We start from the raw sequence: 16,661 nt of genomic DNA on the forward strand, positions 1-16,661 counted from the left end.
AAAAATGAGTAAAAAAACAGATGTTCTTATTGTAGGTACTGGATGTTCAGGATTATATTGTGCCCTTAAATTACCTGGAAACCTTAATATTCATATGATTACTAAATCATGTATAGAAGAAAGTGATAGTTTTCTTGCGCAGGGTGGTATTTGTATGTTTAAGGATGAAAGTGATTATCATGCTTTCTTTAAAGATACACTAAGAGCTGGCCATTATGAAAATAATCCTCTTTCTGTAGAATTAATGATTAGAAGTTCTCGTGCTGTACTTGATGATTTATTATTATATGGTACTGATTTTGCTAGAGATGAAGAAGGAAACCTTAAATATACAAGGGAAGGTGCTCATTCTACTAACAGAATCCTTTATCATGAAGATATTACTGGTAAAGAAATCACTAGTAAGCTTTATGCAGAAGCCAAGACAAGAAAGAATATCACTATTGAAGAATATGTCACTTTGACTGATTTAATTGTTAAAAATGGTAAGTGTGTTGGTGGTAAAGTACGCAAAGGTGATGAAGAATATGATATCTATGCAGACTTTGTTGTACTTGCAACTGGTGGTATTGGTGGTAAATATAAGAATTCTACTAACTACCGTCATTTAACAGGTGATGCCATTGATCTTGCTAAGAAATACAGTATTGAAACAGAACATTTGGATTATGTACAGATTCATCCAACAACTTTCTATAGTGATGATAATGAAAGACGTTTCCTTATTTCCGAAAGTGTCAGAGGTGAAGGTGCACTTCTTTATGATAAGAATGGTAATCGTTTCGTTAATGAATTATTACCTAGAGATGTTGTTTCTGAGGCAATTAAGAAACAGATGGAAAAAGATGGTACTGATTATGTCTTAGAAGATTTAAGACCTATTGGTGAAAAGGAACTAAAGGAGCATTTCCCTAACATTGTTCAGTACTGCTTAGATAAAGGATATGATGTAACTAAAGAATGTATTCCTGTTGTACCAGCTCAGCACTATTTCATGGGTGGTATAAAAGTCAATGAAAACAGTAAAACATCTATGCCTAACTTATATGCTGTTGGTGAAACAGCATGTAATGGTGTTCATGGTAAGAATAGACTTGCTAGTAACTCATTATTAGAAAGTTTAGTATTTGCTAAAAGAGCCGCAAAAGATATGACAAGAAAGTATGAGGCCCCAAGTATGTTTGATAAGACAACTTTAAAATTAAATGTAGACCCACTAATCCTTTCAGCTCTTCGTGAAGATATTACAAGTGAAGATGTTTCTACATGCAGTGTTATGAGAACTGCACAGTTAGGTGAAGTAGAATTAATTTGTAAAGAAAATGGTATTATTGCCGGTCTTCAAATTTTTGAAAGAACATTTAAATTATTAGATGAAGATGTAGATGTACATTTCTTTGCTCATGATGGTGATGAAGTACATAAAGGTGAATTATTGGCTAAAGTCACTGGTGATATGAGAACTCTTCTTGAAGGTGAAAGAACTGCTCTTAACTACTTACAGAGAATGTCAGGTATTGCCACTTATACTCGTAAGGTGGCAGATCTTCTTGAAGATACAGATATTAAGTTACTTGATACAAGAAAGACAACTCCAAATAACAGAATTTTTGAAAAGTATGCTGTTAAAGTAGGTGGAGGAAGCAACCATAGATATAACTTAACAGATGGTGTTCTATTAAAAGATAATCATATCGGTGCTGCAGGAAGCGTCACTAAAGCTGTACAGATGGCAAGAGACTATGCTCCATCAGTAAGAAAGATTGAAGTAGAAGTAGAAACATTTGATATGGTGCAAGAAGCAGTTGCTGCAGGTGCTGATATTATCATGCTTGATAATATGAGTACTGAATTATTAAAGCAGTCTATTGATTATATTGATAAACGTGCTGAAATTGAAATTTCAGGTAATGTGACTGCAGAAAACATTAATAGAGTGAAAGATATGGGTGTTGATTTCATTTCTAGTGGTGCTTTAACACACTCTGCAAAGATTCTAGATTTATCATTAAAAAACCTTCATGCAATTAATGGGAGAGACTAAATGACTGGTAAAGAAAGAAGGGACTACATCCTTACAGAACTGACGGAAAGTGATACACCGATTTCTGCTTCTAATTTTGCGAAACGTCTTCAGGTTTCACGTCAGGTTATTGTGAATGATGTCGCACTTCTTCGCGCTAATAATCATGTTATAGAAGCAACCAATAAGGGATATATTATACGCCAGTCTGCAATGGTAGAAAGAGTTCTTAAAATGCAGCATACAGATGCAGATATAGAAAAAGAGTTAAATACTATAGTTGATTTAGGTGGCTATGTGAAAGATATCTTTGTCTATCATAAAGCTTATCATATTGTACGTGCACCTCTTAATATCGCATCACGTTTAGATGTAAAGAAATATCTAAATAATTTAAAATGTGGGAAATCTATCTCCTTAATGACAGTTACAAGTGGTTATCATTACCATACAATTTGTGCTGAAACAGATGAGAGACTTGATGAAATACAGGAAGCTTTATCAAAGCTAGGATATCTCGCAAAACTACAGGAATATGAACCTTTTGAATTCTAAAGCCATCTTTATTGATGGCTTTTTTTATGTATAATGAGATGGAGGTGATGAACATGATTTATATAACAGGTGATACACATGGAAATCAATTTAAATGGCTTGAGCAGATAGATCCTATACTTAAAGAAGGGGATATAATTATAGTTTGTGGTGATTTTGGAATAGGCTTTTTCCAACAGAAGTATTCTTCTGAAGAATCATTCTATGATTTTATTAGTGAACAGCCTTATACTGTTTTATTTATTGATGGCAATCATGAAAACTTTAATCTACTTAATAGTTATCAAGTAAAATCATGGAATGGGGGATTTGTCCATAAAATCAGACATAACCTTATTCATTTAATGCGTGGAGAAATCTATACAATAGAAGGAAAAACATTCTTTACCTTTGGTGGCGGTTATTCTATTGATCAGCCATTACGTAAAGAGAATGTTTCCTGGTGGCCACAAGAAATGCCAAGCAAGCAGGAATATGAGAATGGCTTACAACATCTAGATAGCGTAGATCATGTAGATTACATTATTACTCATACAGCACCTGATGAAACAGTCTATTTTCTATCAACTATTAAAAAATATCATATAAAAGGTGATATCTATCAGGAATTCCCTTTGACAACATATTTAAATGATATACAAAAGAAAACAACCTATACGCATTGGTATTTTGGGCATTTTCATGTAGACAGAGAGTTATGGAGAAATCAGACAGCACTCTTTAATACAATATATGAATGTGAGTCTCATCGTATCCTTAAACAATGGAATACATATGAATGTTAACATCTAGACTTTAAAACTAGATATATTGACATTAAATAATAGATATGTTAAACTTGCTGTACAAGAGGTGATTGATATGAAACGTACAAAGTTAGATGACCGTTTACTTCCTGATTATACACGTGGTGAAGAAATATTTAATATGGTGACTCATATAGTAGGGGCTGTATTTGGTATTGTAGCACTAGTATTATGTATTATATTTTCATGTTTACATCATAATGGATATGGTTTAGCATCTGGTATCGTTTATGGTGTCTCTATGATACTCTTATATACAATGAGTTCTATTTATCATGGTTTATCTCCTAATTTAAAGGCAAAGAAAGTATTCCAAATTATGGACCATTGCAGCATCTTTGTCTTGATTGCAGGAACCTACACACCAGTACTTTTATGTTCAGTTAGACAGGCAGATCCATTCTGGGCATGGGTATTATTTGGTATTGTATGGGCAGTCACTATTTTAGGGATTACATTAAATGCCTATGATATCGAGAAGTTTGCGAAGTTCTCTATGGCCTGTTATTTAGTTCTAGGCTGGTGTATTGTCTTTAAGTTTAATTTGCTTCCTGGTACTATTGGAATGAATGGTATCTATTTATTAGTTGCTGGAGGTGTGGCATATACAATCGGTACAATCTTCTATGGATTACAAGAAAAGATCCATTATATGCACTGTATCTGGCATCTATGGATCTTACTTGGTAGTGTTCTACATTTCTTATGCATCATCTTATATTGCATGTAACAGGCTTACGCCTGTTTTTCTTTTATATCTTTTAAAGACATGCTATAATCGTTGAGGAAAGGATGATTAAATGAAAAAAATAAATTTTAAATACGGTTTCTTATACTTGATCACATTTATTATTGTATTAGGTGGCGATTTAGTAACGAAACTTGTAGTCAACGAATCAATGCAGTTAGGCCAGAGCTATCAGGTCATTAAAAACTTTTTTTATTTCACTTATATTCATAATACAGGTGCCGCATGGGGTATGCTTTCAGGGCATTTCTTTATGTTCTATGCAATTTCTATTATTGCTGGTATTATGCTTATTTATTATTTTATCAAGAGTGACAAATCCCAGGTCTTATTAAGATTTGGAATTGTGCTTATATTTAGTGGTATGCTAGGAAATCTATATGATCGTGTTGTTTTTCATTATGTAAGAGACTTTTTAGATTTCTTTGTATTTGGTTATGATTTTCCTATTTTCAATATTGCCGATATGGGTGTTGTAATAGGTGTTTTATTAATCATCTTAGATTTAGGAATTGGAGAATATAAACAATGGAAATACAATCAATTACACCAGAATTAGAAGAAAAAGGCTTGCGTTTAGATAAAGTAATCTTAAATCATATGCCTGATCGTTCACGTACTGAGATTCAGAAATGGATTAAAGCAGGACAGGTTATTGTTAATGATAATGTTGAAAAAGCTAACTATAAGGTAGAAGAAGAAGATGTCATCCGGATCACTTTACCAGATCCTCAAAGTACTGAAATTAATCCTGAAAATATCCCATTAGATATTATTTATGAAGATGAAGATGTGATTGTCGTCAATAAACCTACAGGTATGATTGTTCATCCATCAGCAGGTATTTATTCAGGAACACTTGTGAATGCATTACTCTATCATTGTCACGATTTATCAGCAATAAATGGTATTACACGTCCTGGGATTGTACATCGTATTGATAAGGAAACAAGTGGTTTATTAATGGTCGCAAAAAATGATAATGCCCATCGTTCATTATCTAAACAATTAGAAGAACATTCAGTTGTACGTCGTTATGTAGCACTCGTTCATGGTGTTATTAACCATAATGTAGGTCGTATTGAAGCACCTATTGGACGTGATAGCAAGGATCGTAAGAAGATGGCTGTCACTAGTAAGAATGCTAAAGATGCAATCACTAACTTTAAAGTATTAGAACGTTATGATGATATGACACTTATTGAATGTCGTCTAGAAACAGGTAGAACACATCAGATCCGTGTTCATATGCAATACATTGGTCATCCAGTTTATGGTGATCCTCAATATGGTTTTAGAAATGATGATAACACACATGGTCAGTATCTACATGCTAAGGTATTAGGTTTTGTACATCCTAGAACCAATGAACATATGTACTTTGAAGCACCTTTACCTGATTTCTTTGAAGAAAAGATCAAAGAACTAGGAGGAGAATACAATGGATAAGCAGATCATTACATGGGATCAGTATTTCATGGGAGTGGCTAAACTCTCTGCTTATCGTTCTAAAGATCCTAATACGCAGGTTGGCGCTTGTATAGTAAATAGTGATAATCGTATCGTAGGGGTAGGATACAATGGTCTTCCAAGAGGATGTGAAGATGATAAGTTCCCTTGGTCTGTAAGAGAAGGGGCTTTATATGATACAAAGTATCCTTATGTTGTACATGCCGAATTAAACGCAATACTTAACTCTACTCAGAAATTACAGGGTTGTCGTATCTATGTTTCTTTATTCCCATGTCATGAATGTACTAAAGCAATCATTCAGAGTGGTATCAAAGAAATTGTCTATGAAGATGAAAAATACAAAGGAACAGAAAGTGATAGAGCAGCTAAACGTATGTTAGATGTGGCTGGTGTTTCTTATCGTAAAGTTCCTGCATTTGAAGTAGAAATAAAAAAAGAGAATCAATAATGATTCTCTAGATGAAGAAGAAGGCCTATAGGCCTTCTTTTAATTTCTTTAATGCTCCCTTAACTCTCTTCATATTAGTGAAATTCAACTTACATACCTTTGTAAGAATCTTATCACCATACTTGTGCGCAAGTTTAACAGCCACGATTTCGGCATTAGTGCCGGCCCCTCTAGCAAGGTTCATCTTTAAACTCTTTGTCATGCTAGCAAAATATTGTAGATATGCATAACGAGAAATGATTTCTGCAGCTAATACTGCTAAATACTGTTCATCAGCATTGGTTTCAAAAATCATATCTTTTACGACAATAACTTCACTCTTTAAATAATTATAATAAGTCTTAGGTGAAACGAATTGATCAATAACTTTGAATTCAACACTCTTCTTCACTTTCTGAAGAACATTCACAACAGCCTGGTTAAATAGGCGTGCACGAATGTTTGCCTGGTTGATTCCACTATCAATCATCTTATTATAATGTGAGTTATCTAGTACTAGTAGTGATGAAATGAGATGTCCTTTTAATAGTTTAGCGTAATTGATAATTTCCTGATTAGACAAATCATCGATATTATCAATATGCAGGTTTTTAATGATCTCAAGTGCTTCATCATCGGCATAGCATGCAACGACACAAAGCGGCCCAAGAAAATCAGCAGATCCTGTTTCTGCAGCACCAATATGTGGATGCATACATAAGTGATCTGAATTCTTTTCCTGCTCAATCTTTTTTGCTAAACTTCTAGACCAATGCTTTGCTTCATGCACCGCATTCTGTCCTAAAAAGCTTGCTTCATAATTCGATGTCACTTCGATGTCACAGCCAATTGCATGAGCTTTTAAAAGAAGGTTCTCGCTTTCGAATGGAACCATCTGACTGTCATAAAACTTCTTCATCTTGTTTAAAATGTTTTCATTAATCAAAAATTTAATTGGCTCCACTATATTCACCTCACATGTTTTATTTTATCATAAATTTCATTTTTTTGACAGTATAAATTTCATTTGTTATAATTAAGAACCGACAACGTCAAGGAGGTAAGTGTTATGAGTTTTCTTGATTTGATTCTTATCGCTTTTTTGTTATATATGTTTTTTAGTGGATATTCCAAAGGTTTTTTCTCTACATTATATGATTTAGTAAGCTTTATAATTATGATGCTTTTTATCTATTTTAATGTAGAAACTATTTCTTCTATTATCCAGATTTATAAGCCGGTAGATGATCCTTTATCACAATTAGGTGGTTCAGTTATAAATATGTTGATAGTCTTTATTATCATGTTTGTTGTTCTAGAAATAATTCGCAGACTCATAGGCGTTCTTATTAAACCTTTAGTCAATCAATTGACTGATCATTTTGCACTCACTGCTTTTGTCAATCATTTATTAGGTGCATTGCTTCACGCATTAAAGGGTGTATTTATCTCCTTCATGGTTATGATGATGGTTATTATTCCTTTCTTTGGGCTTGATATCTTAACTAATTCTAAAATAGGACATTTAATCATAGAAGATGTACCAATTATCTCACAAAAAGCAATCAATGAAGCAAGTGCTTATGGAAGCTTATTAAAGGGACAGCATACACTTCAATTAGAAGATAAAGATATATTAAAGAAGATGATTATCGCTAATAATCATGCCTATAATCATGGAATACTAGATGAGCATGATGCAACACAGTTTGTCTATACACAATTAGGCCCTGCTTTAATGAAACAGCAGGTCATTATACCTCATGAAGAAAAACTTCAATTTATCTCTTTATTAAATAAAACACCTTATACAGAAACAGAAAAGAATACAATATTAAATAATATAGGAAGTGAATAAAATGTTAGATAGTTATAAAGTCTTAGAATTTCCAAGAATTCTAAATAGTATTGCTGGCAGCTGCCGTACAGAGATTGCGAAGAAGAAAGTATTACAATTAGAAATGTATGATAATCTGGCTGATTTAAATGAAGAACAGAATCGTTTAGAAGAAGCCATGACTATTCATCGTATTATGGGTACTTTACCTCTTGCGCCACTTCATGATATCAGTGCATATCTTGCAAAAGCGAAGATGGATGGTATTTTAGCACCAGAAGAATTAATGGCTATTGATCATATGTTAGAAAATATCTTTCAGGTGACTTCTTACTTTAATGCTTATGAAGGAGAAATTATTCTCTTAAGAGACTTAGTAGAAGGCTTAGAAGGGGATAATGGATTACATATAGAAATCAATAGATGCATTATGCCTGATGGCTCTATCAGTGATCATGCCAGTGAAACACTTTATCGTATTAGAAAAAGCATGCATGCATTAGAAGGACGTATTCGTCATTCTATGGAAGGGTATTTAAAGAGTGAAAAGAATTCATTAAGTATGGATACTCTCTCTAGCAAGAATGACCGTTTAGTTCTTGCAGTTAAAGCACCACATAAGAATGAAATCAAAGGCTTAGTACATGCCACAAGTGCCTCTGGTCAGACATTCTTTATTGAACCAGAAAGTGTTGTTGTCATGAACAATGAACTTAATGAATTAAAGAGTCAGGAACAGACTGAAATCAATAAAATCTTACAGAGTCTTACAAGACGTGTTAAGTATAACTATACAAGATTCTATTTTGATCAGGAACTCATGTCTGAACTAGATTTTATTTTTGCGAAAGCACGTTTTGGCTGTGATTATGATTGCATTAAACCAGATATCAATGAATCAGGTATTCTTTCTTTAAAACAGGCCAGACACCCACTTATTGATCAAAAAAGAATTGTACCTAATGATATTATTATTGATGGTAAGATGTTGATGATTACTGGTTCTAATACCGGCGGTAAAACAGTTGCTTTAAAGACTGTTGGTTTACTTTCATTAATGGCTATTAGTGGTTTAGCCGTGCCAGCTATTTCAGCTTCTATTCCATTCTTTGATGCAGTCTATACCGATATTGGTGATGAACAATCTATTGAACAGTCACTTTCAACATATTCATCACATATGAAAAAGCTTATTTATATCTTAGAACATGCAACATGTCGTTCTTTAATTCTTATTGATGAAATTGGCTCAGGTACAGATCCACAAGAAGGGGCATGTCTAGGAGAAGCTATTCTGGATACTTTATTAAGACGTGACTGCCGTATTGTTGCATCTACCCACTATGGTGAACTTAAGAGCTATGGTCAGTCAAGAGATGATATTACTCTGGCATCTGTTGGATTTGATGTAGAAACAATGCGTCCTACATATCGTTTAAAGCTTCATTCTATTGGTTCATCTTATGCTTTTGAGATTGCTGCTTCTTTAGGTCTTGATCATGAGATTATTGATCAAGCTTTACATAATAAAGAAGTACGTATGAATGAAGCAGAAAAGTTAACTGAAAAACTGACTAAACAGAGTGCTGAATTGGATGAAAAAGAAGAAAGAATCAATACATTACTTGCAGACAATGAAAAGCTTCATAATCGTTATGAACATCAGCTATCTGTTGCCACAAAACAAAAAGATCGTATTGTCGAAGAGGCACAGCAAGAAGCTAATAAGATGCTTGAAGAGGCTAAGAAAACAATTGATGAGTTAACTAAAGATATTATGAATCAAGGTGCTTTAAAGCCTCATCAGGTGACTGCAGCGAAACATGCATTAGATCAGCAGAAATATGAAAAGAAAGAAGTAGTTAAGGTACAGGATCATGTCTTTAAAAAGGGTGATCATGTTAAACTTGATAAGATGAATAGAGAAGGGGATGTCCTAGAAGTTAAGAAGCATGAATTGCTTGTTGATTTAGGTGGTCTCCAGGCACGTGTTAAGGATACTGATGTAACATTCATGCATGGTGCTTCTAAGCCTCAGAAGGTTAAAAAAGCAGGCACAAGACAGCATATGAAGAAGACAGGACATTATGAAGTCAATGTCATTGGTATGCGTTACGAAGAAGCGATGAATATTGTAGAAAAGTTCTTAGATGACGCTTTATTACTAGGTTATCCTTCAGTACGTATTGTTCATGGTATGGGTAAAGGTATTTTACGTAATGGTATAAGAAAGAAGCTAGACCATTTATCATATGTTAAGGAATATCGTGATGGTGGACCAAATGAGGGTGGTTTAGGTGTAACGGTAGTTAGCTTTGAATAAGAATCTAGACTATATTAAAAAGAAGCTTTCTCTGCTTCCTATGTCTCCTGGCTGTTACTTAATGAAGAATACAGACGGAAAAGTTATTTATGTAGGAAAGGCGCGAAAACTTAAAAATCGCGTCTCTTCTTATTTTACAGGAGCACATAACTACAAAACCACAAAATTAGTCGATCATATATGGGACTTTGACTATATTGTGACAGGCAGTGAAAAGGAAGCATTATTACTTGAAATTAACCTCATTAAAGACTATACACCTGAATACAACATCATGTTCATGGATAATACTTATTATCCTTATATTGAACTCACTGATGAAACCCATCCACGACTTAAAATAGTAAGAAAAACTAAAAACAAAAAGAATAAATACTTTGGTCCTTATCCCGATGCCACTGCTGCTAGAAATACTTTTAAATTATTAAATAAGCTTTACCCATTAAGAAAGTGCAATCATGTCCCAGATAAACCATGCTTATATTATTCTTTACATCAATGTCTAGGTCCATGTATTAATGAAGTTGACAAGAGCCAATATGATGAAATTAGAAAAGAACTAATTTCTTTTATACATGGTAATACCAAATCCAAAATAGATGAACTCACTGAAAAGATGATGACAGCTAGTGAAAATCTTCAATTTGAACTTGCAAAAGAATATCGTGATCTCATTCGTTCTATAGAATATGTCACAGCTAAACAGAATGTCCAATTTGGAGACTATAAAGATAGAGATATCTTAGGCTATTTTATTGATAAAGGCTACATTAGTATACAGCTCTTCTTTATGCGTGAAGGTAAACTTCTCTATCATGATTTTAATTTAGAACCAGTAGGAGAAGATTTTGAAGAAGATCTCATTCGTTTCTTAGTTACTTATTATCAAACTCATCCAGAACCTTACGAACTGCTTATTCCTCAAGATGTTGATTTAGAACTATTAACTGAAATATTATCCTGTCATGTTCTTCAGCCACAAAGAGGAGATAAGAAATCTTTAGTAGAAATGGCTAATAAGAATGCGAAAGAAGCATTAGAAAAGAAATTCTTATTAAAAGAGAAAACAGATGAAAAAACAATTCTTCCTATTATTGAATTAGGTCAAAAACTAGGTATTGATACACCACACACGATTGAATTATACGATAACTCTAATATCCAGGGTGCTTATGCAGTCGCTGGTATGGTTGTATATAAAGATGGTGTACCATCTAAAAAAGATTATCGTAAATATAAGATCAAGACAGTAGAAGGTCCTGATGATTATGCAAGTATGAAGGAAGTCATCTATAGACGTTATTATCGTTTACTTATGGAGCAAAAAGAAATGGCTGATCTCATTATTGTCGATGGTGGACTAGGACAGATCAAAGTCGCCAAAGAAGTGATAAATAGTTTAAATATCTCTGTACATATATGTGGTTTATCCAAGGATGATAAACATTCTACCGCAATGTTGCTAGATGAAAATGGGAACCAGGTTCCTATTAATACAAAGAGTCCTTTATTCTTCTTATTAACGCGTATGCAGGATGAAGTGCATCGCTATGCTATTTCATTCCACCGTCAGGTACGCTCTAAATCCTTATTTAGTTCTATATTAGATGAAGTAGAAGGAATAGGGGAAGCACGCAAGAAAAAACTTCTTAATCATTTTAAGAGTGTTAAAAAGATGAAGGAAGCATCACTGGAAGAACTAGAAGCAGTCATTCCTAAGAATACTGCAGCAAAGCTCTATGAAGTACTACATAAAGAATAATCTATACACTTTTTGCGATATACTATATAATTGACATTAGAGAGCAGGTGATTTAATGGAAAATAAGCGCAAGTATCTGTTTATTACAGTCATTGCATTATTTATCGTTTCATTCTATACAATTAACCTCCGATTTGATCCATTCTATCGTGTCAACGGCATCAATAACGATAATAGAATGATCATCGAAAAGTATTTAAGTAAAGAAGAACAGAAATATCTTGTAGAAAACAGAATTCCTCTTTACCATTTTATGAAATATATCAAATATGATGATTTTTATCTGCCATATTATCAATATTATGAATTACTAGAAAAAACAGGGCGTTACTCTACAAATAAGTCTATCCTACAAACAGGCAATGAATTAGCAACTAAACTCACTAATACCTATAAAGGTGCATCTTATGATCAAGCAAAGAAACTTGTAGAACATGATTTAGAAGCAGGATATTTATATAATCAGAACTTTGATTTTGGTAAACTACAAATATATTATGAAATGAGACCTCTTTATGAAGATTATAGTTATGTAGATGATACAGAATACTATATTGAATTATTAAAAAATCGAGGACTAAATGATAAAATGATTCTTTCATTCTTCAAACAAGCATGTGCTAATTACTCTCGTTACGGTTTAACAACACTTATGACTCAGGCAAATAATCAAGATATGTTATTGATTCCTGATCCTTCAGCTCTTTTAACTACCTTAAGTGATCAAACTTATATAGGTGCTTATGTTCCTCATAATCTTGTCTTAATGTCAGATATTCATCGTTTAAAATATGCCATGTATTTAAATAATGACGCCTATGAAGCGCTAAAGAAGATGATTGATGCAATGCCTAATGAGATTGCGAATGACTTTTATGTTAAAGAAGCATATACAAGCTTTACTGATTTACAGTATTCAAATCCTAATCTTGCAGGTAAAGATGAAAGACAATTAGGTCATACAGTTTCTATTGCCTCTAAGTCCATTGCCTATCATGAGTTTGAAACAGCTGCCCTGTCACAATGGCTTGAAGCACATTCATATGAATATGGTTTTATATTACGTTATCCAAAACGTATGGCATCTTCTACAAATCATGTGTATGATGCACATTACTATCGCTATGTAGGTAAGAAGAATGCGAATAAGATTTACAAAGAAAACAGCTGTATTGAAGAATATAATCAGAAGGAGGCAGCTGAATGAAAAAAATTGTAATTATGTCAGATAACCATGGAGACATGAATATCTTAACAGATATTAAAGTTTTAGAAGATGATGCAGATTACTATATCCATTGTGGTGATAGTGAATCATATCAATTGCGTGATTTAGATGAATTTGTTGCAGTGAAAGGAAACAATGACTGGAGTCTTGATCTTCCACAAACTGCAAGATTAGATATTGAAGGAAGACATCTTCTGATTACTCATGGGCAGTTTTTTGGTTATTTTGATCGTGAAAAGAAAATGCTGGACTTTTTAAAGAAATATAATGGAGATGTTTTAATCTCAGGACATACACATATGCCTCTAGTAAAAGAAGAAAATGGTTTATGGCTTATTAATCCTGGCTCTACTTCATGGCCACGTGGTGGCAGCAAAAGATCTTATGCGGTGATGACTATTGATGGTACAAATGTAGATGTTAGAATTAAAACATTGGAATAATGATACAATTTATTAAATGGGATTGACTTTTTATATCTTCCTATTATAATGGGCATGTAAAGTCAAATATAAAGATAGAGGAAGCGATGCATCAGAGTAGTATGAGGAGTCGGCAGACTAAGAATCATATGAAAGGTAATCATCGCCGAAAGAGGATAAGCGGCAGCTTATAGTCTTGGGGATTCAGGAAATACCTGTCTCACTCCTTCATGATGAAGAGGCGTTATCTAATCGTTAAAAGCTATATGATAACGTATAGCTTTTTTTTCTATTTTTATATAGAAAGGGGAATAAATATGAAAAAGACTTTAATTACGCTTGCAACAGCAGCGCTTGTATTATCAGGATGTGGATCATCTACTAAGGATGACAACACTTTTACAGTAGGGATGGAAGCAGCTTACCAGCCATTTAACTGGCAGACTTCTAAGAAAACAGATACTGCAGTACAGTTAGATGGCGGTGCAGGTTATGCAGATGGATATGATGTTGTCGTTGCCAGCAAAATTGCTAAAAAATTAGGAAAGAAACTTGTAGTAAAGAAGATTGCATGGGATGGTTTACAGCCAGCTGTAGAATCTGGTGAAATCGATGCAATTATCGCAGGTATGACTGCTGATAAGAAACGTGAAAAGGGATTAGATTTCACTACGCCTTATTATCAGAGTGAAATGGTTATGATCGTAAGAAAGAATAGTGCCATGACTTCATTCAATGATATCCAGCAGTTCTCAGGCTATAAGGTAACAGGTCAGAAGAATACTAACTATGATACAATCATTGATCAGATTAATGGTGTAAAACATCAGACACCTAAATCAACTTATCCAGAATTAGTTGTAGCTTTACAGCAGGGTGATACAGATGGTATTACTGCAGAATTACCAGTTGCAAATGGTATCGTACAGGCTAACCCAGATTTATCAATCGTTAAGTTTGCAGATGGTCATAACTTTAATGTAGATACTGCAGTATCAATTGGATTAAAGAATAATACACGTAAGACTGCTGAATTCAAGAAGATTCAGAAGGCTTTAGATTCTATTTCACAAGAAGAAAGATTAAAAATCATGGAAGATGCTGTTAAGAGAGCACCTACTGAAAAATAGGAGATAAAATGAAAATAGATTTTCAATATGCATGGAGTCAGTTAATTAATAACTGGCCTCTATTCTGGTATGGTATTAAGATGACAATCGCTTTTGCGGTTGTTGGTACATTAGCTGGTTTAATTATTGGTTTAATTATTGGTGCCATTCGTTGTGTACCATTAGATCCACTAGATAAACCAGTGACAAGATTCTTTAAACGTTTAGGACGTTTTATTACAGGCTTTTATGTATGGGTATTCCGTGGAACACCTATGATGGTTCAGGCCGTATTCCTTTATTACTTATTCAAACCAGTATTACATTGGAATAACTTTACAGCTGGTATGGTCATTATCTCAGTGAATACAGCTGCTTATATGGCTGAAATTATTCGTAGTGGGATTCAGTCTATTGATCCAGGACAGATGGAAGCAGCTAAGTCTTTAGGTATGACAAATACTCAGACTATGATTTCTATCATCTTCCCACAGGCTATTAAGAATACATTCCCATCACTTGGTAACCAGTTTATCGTTAATATTAAGGATAGCTGTATGTTAAATGCGATTTCAGTTGTTGAATTATTCTTCCAGGCACAATCAGTGGCTGGTACTAATATGAGATATATTGAAGTATATCTTGTTGTTGCACTTATTTATTTAACTCTTACAACAGTTGCAACATTTGTACTTAATTACATTGAAAAGAGAATCAATAAGACAAACACAGTCACTATCAAGGATAACTGTGCTTAAGGAGGAAAGAAATGGATACAGTAATTGAAATTAAACATTTAGAAAAACATTTTGGTGACCTCCGTGTTCTTAACGATATTGATTTCACTATCGAACGTGGTAAGGTTGTTACTATTATTGGTTCAAGTGGTTCTGGGAAAAGTACACTACTAAGATGTATCAACCTTCTTGAAGTACCTGATGCAGGAGAAATTCTATTCAATGGTCAAAATATTCTTAAAGGTGATTTAGATGCTTCTACATATCGTAGTAAAGTAGGCATGGTATTCCAGAACTTTAACTTATTTAGTAATAAGACAGTTTTAGAAAACTGTATGATTGGCCAGATCAAAGTATTAAAGAAATCTAAAGAAGAAGCCCGCGTTGAAGCAATGAAACAGCTAAAAGCTGTTGGTATGGATAAATTCGCAGATGCTTCTAGTACAAAGCTTTCTGGTGGTCAGAAACAGCGTGTTGCGATTGCAAGAGCTTTATGTATGAAACCAGAAGTACTTCTATTTGATGAACCTACAAGTGCCTTAGATCCTGAAATGGTAGGGGATGTATTAGATGTTATGAAGGAACTTGCGAAAGAAGGTTTAACAATGGCTGTTGTGACTCATGAAATGCAGTTTGCTAGAGAAGTGAGTGATGTTATATGTTTTATGGATCAGGGCGTTATTGCTGAAATGGGTACTCCTGGAGAAGTATTTGAACATCCTAAAACAGAACGTGCTAAACAGTTCTTATCACGTTATTCTAACAGATAAAATAATGACTCAAGAGATAGCATAAAAGCTGTCTCTTTTTCTATATAGATAAAAAAACTGGTAATGACGGTTCTTTACCAGTTATATGCAAAATAAAAACCTCGGATAAACCGAGGTAATTAACAGATGGCGTCCACGAGGGGATTCGAACCCATGACCGCACGCTTAGAAGGCGTGTGCTCTATCCAGCTGAGCTACGTAGACATTTGTTTTTCGAATGCTTTTATATAATAGCATATAGATCATTTTAATGCAATATGAAAATGAAAAAAATGATAAAATACCTATCTTAATGTTTTCTCACACTTTAAATAATAAACAAGCTGTGTATATATTATAATATTCATGTAACATTTTGAATGTTTTTAAATTGTATTATAATATATATTGAAATCATAAAATGATAGCGCTATCATATATACATATGGGAGGAATCAGAAT

16 protein-coding genes, 1 tRNA gene and 1 riboswitch are annotated in these 16,661 nt (G+C 33.6%); of the genes, 15 read left to right on the forward strand and 2 right to left on the reverse strand.

Going from position 1 to position 16,661, the window contains the following annotated elements:
- The first annotated feature begins 4 nt into the window (after positions 1–4).
- From ABUA27_RS02075 to ABUA27_RS02105, 7 genes are all read left to right on the forward strand, one after another.
- Positions 5–2,044 (forward strand): L-aspartate oxidase, encoded by a 2,040-nt coding sequence (locus tag ABUA27_RS02075; protein WP_287845762.1) that lies wholly within the window; start codon positions 5–7, stop codon positions 2,042–2,044.
- A complete protein-coding gene (locus tag ABUA27_RS02080) occupies positions 2,045–2,578 on the forward strand; it encodes a transcription repressor NadR (RefSeq protein WP_129981793.1) in 534 nt (177 codons plus the stop codon).
- A 53-nt stretch (positions 2,579–2,631) separates the two neighbouring features.
- A complete protein-coding gene (locus ABUA27_RS02085; protein ID WP_287845757.1) occupies positions 2,632–3,363 on the forward strand; it encodes a metallophosphoesterase family protein in 732 nt (243 codons plus the stop codon).
- Positions 3,364–3,439: 76 nt separating this feature from the next.
- A complete protein-coding gene (gene trhA, locus ABUA27_RS02090) occupies positions 3,440–4,114 on the forward strand; it encodes a PAQR family membrane homeostasis protein TrhA (protein WP_129982299.1) in 675 nt (224 codons plus the stop codon).
- Between the two features lie 70 nt (positions 4,115–4,184).
- Positions 4,185–4,691 (forward strand): signal peptidase II, encoded by a 507-nt coding sequence (gene lspA, locus ABUA27_RS02095; RefSeq protein ID WP_022424987.1) that lies wholly within the window; start codon positions 4,185–4,187, stop codon positions 4,689–4,691.
- Entirely contained in the window at positions 4,661–5,581 is a 921-nt protein-coding gene (locus ABUA27_RS02100; protein WP_349820132.1) for an RluA family pseudouridine synthase, read from the forward strand. The genes lspA and ABUA27_RS02100 overlap by 31 nt, the downstream gene beginning before the upstream one ends.
- Positions 5,574–6,053, forward strand: coding sequence for a deoxycytidylate deaminase (locus tag ABUA27_RS02105; RefSeq protein ID WP_129982301.1), 480 nt, complete (start codon positions 5,574–5,576; stop codon positions 6,051–6,053). The genes ABUA27_RS02100 and ABUA27_RS02105 overlap by 8 nt, the downstream gene beginning before the upstream one ends.
- Before the next feature lie 25 nt (positions 6,054–6,078).
- On the opposite strand, the gene ABUA27_RS02110 is transcribed toward ABUA27_RS02105, so the two are convergent.
- Positions 6,079–6,996 (reverse strand): ribonuclease HIII, encoded by a 918-nt coding sequence (locus ABUA27_RS02110; protein ID WP_117458852.1) that lies wholly within the window; start codon positions 6,994–6,996, stop codon positions 6,079–6,081.
- Between the two features lie 105 nt (positions 6,997–7,101).
- Between ABUA27_RS02110 and ABUA27_RS02115 the strand changes: the two genes are divergently transcribed.
- The 8 genes from ABUA27_RS02115 to ABUA27_RS02150 all read left to right on the forward strand — a co-directional run bounded on the left by ABUA27_RS02115 (position 7,102) and on the right by ABUA27_RS02150 (position 16,220).
- Positions 7,102–7,890: a CvpA family protein gene (locus ABUA27_RS02115; RefSeq protein WP_349820133.1), complete on the forward strand. Its 789-nt coding sequence runs from the start codon at positions 7,102–7,104 to the stop codon at positions 7,888–7,890.
- Position 7,891: 1 nt separating this feature from the next.
- On the forward strand, positions 7,892–10,192 hold the full coding sequence (locus ABUA27_RS02120; RefSeq protein WP_349820134.1) for an endonuclease MutS2: 2,301 nt from the start codon (positions 7,892–7,894) through the stop codon (positions 10,190–10,192).
- Positions 10,185–11,954, forward strand: a complete 1,770-nt coding sequence (gene uvrC, locus ABUA27_RS02125; protein WP_330041759.1) for an excinuclease ABC subunit UvrC — start codon at positions 10,185–10,187, stop codon at positions 11,952–11,954. The genes ABUA27_RS02120 and uvrC overlap by 8 nt, the downstream gene beginning before the upstream one ends.
- Positions 11,955–12,009: 55 nt before the next feature.
- Positions 12,010–13,161 carry a D-alanyl-D-alanine carboxypeptidase family protein gene (locus ABUA27_RS02130; protein ID WP_287845746.1) on the forward strand — a complete coding sequence of 384 codons (1,152 nt, stop codon included), beginning with the start codon at positions 12,010–12,012 and terminating at the stop codon, positions 13,159–13,161.
- A complete protein-coding gene (locus ABUA27_RS02135) occupies positions 13,158–13,625 on the forward strand; it encodes a metallophosphoesterase family protein (protein ID WP_129981457.1) in 468 nt (155 codons plus the stop codon). The genes ABUA27_RS02130 and ABUA27_RS02135 overlap by 4 nt, the downstream gene beginning before the upstream one ends.
- Before the next feature lie 67 nt (positions 13,626–13,692).
- A riboswitch (Lysine riboswitch) is annotated at positions 13,693–13,859 on the forward strand.
- 62 nt (positions 13,860–13,921) lie between these two features.
- A complete protein-coding gene (locus tag ABUA27_RS02140) occupies positions 13,922–14,734 on the forward strand; it encodes a transporter substrate-binding domain-containing protein (protein WP_022425916.1) in 813 nt (270 codons plus the stop codon).
- A gap of 8 nt (positions 14,735–14,742) precedes the next feature.
- On the forward strand, positions 14,743–15,471 hold the full coding sequence (locus ABUA27_RS02145; RefSeq protein WP_022425915.1) for an amino acid ABC transporter permease: 729 nt from the start codon (positions 14,743–14,745) through the stop codon (positions 15,469–15,471).
- Positions 15,472–15,482: 11 nt separating this feature from the next.
- Positions 15,483–16,220, forward strand: a complete 738-nt coding sequence (locus ABUA27_RS02150; protein ID WP_349820135.1) for an amino acid ABC transporter ATP-binding protein — start codon at positions 15,483–15,485, stop codon at positions 16,218–16,220.
- A 127-nt stretch (positions 16,221–16,347) separates the two neighbouring features.
- On the opposite strand, the gene ABUA27_RS02155 is transcribed toward ABUA27_RS02150, so the two are convergent.
- Positions 16,348–16,424: transfer RNA gene (locus tag ABUA27_RS02155), tRNA-Arg, on the reverse strand.
- Positions 16,425–16,661: the final 237 nt, after the last annotated feature.

Origin of the sequence: Catenibacterium sp. RTP21428st1_D7_RTP21428_210409, from assembly GCF_040227455.1 — a bacterium.
Lineage (GTDB): Bacteria > Bacillota_I > Bacilli_A > Erysipelotrichales > Coprobacillaceae > Catenibacterium > Catenibacterium mitsuoka_A.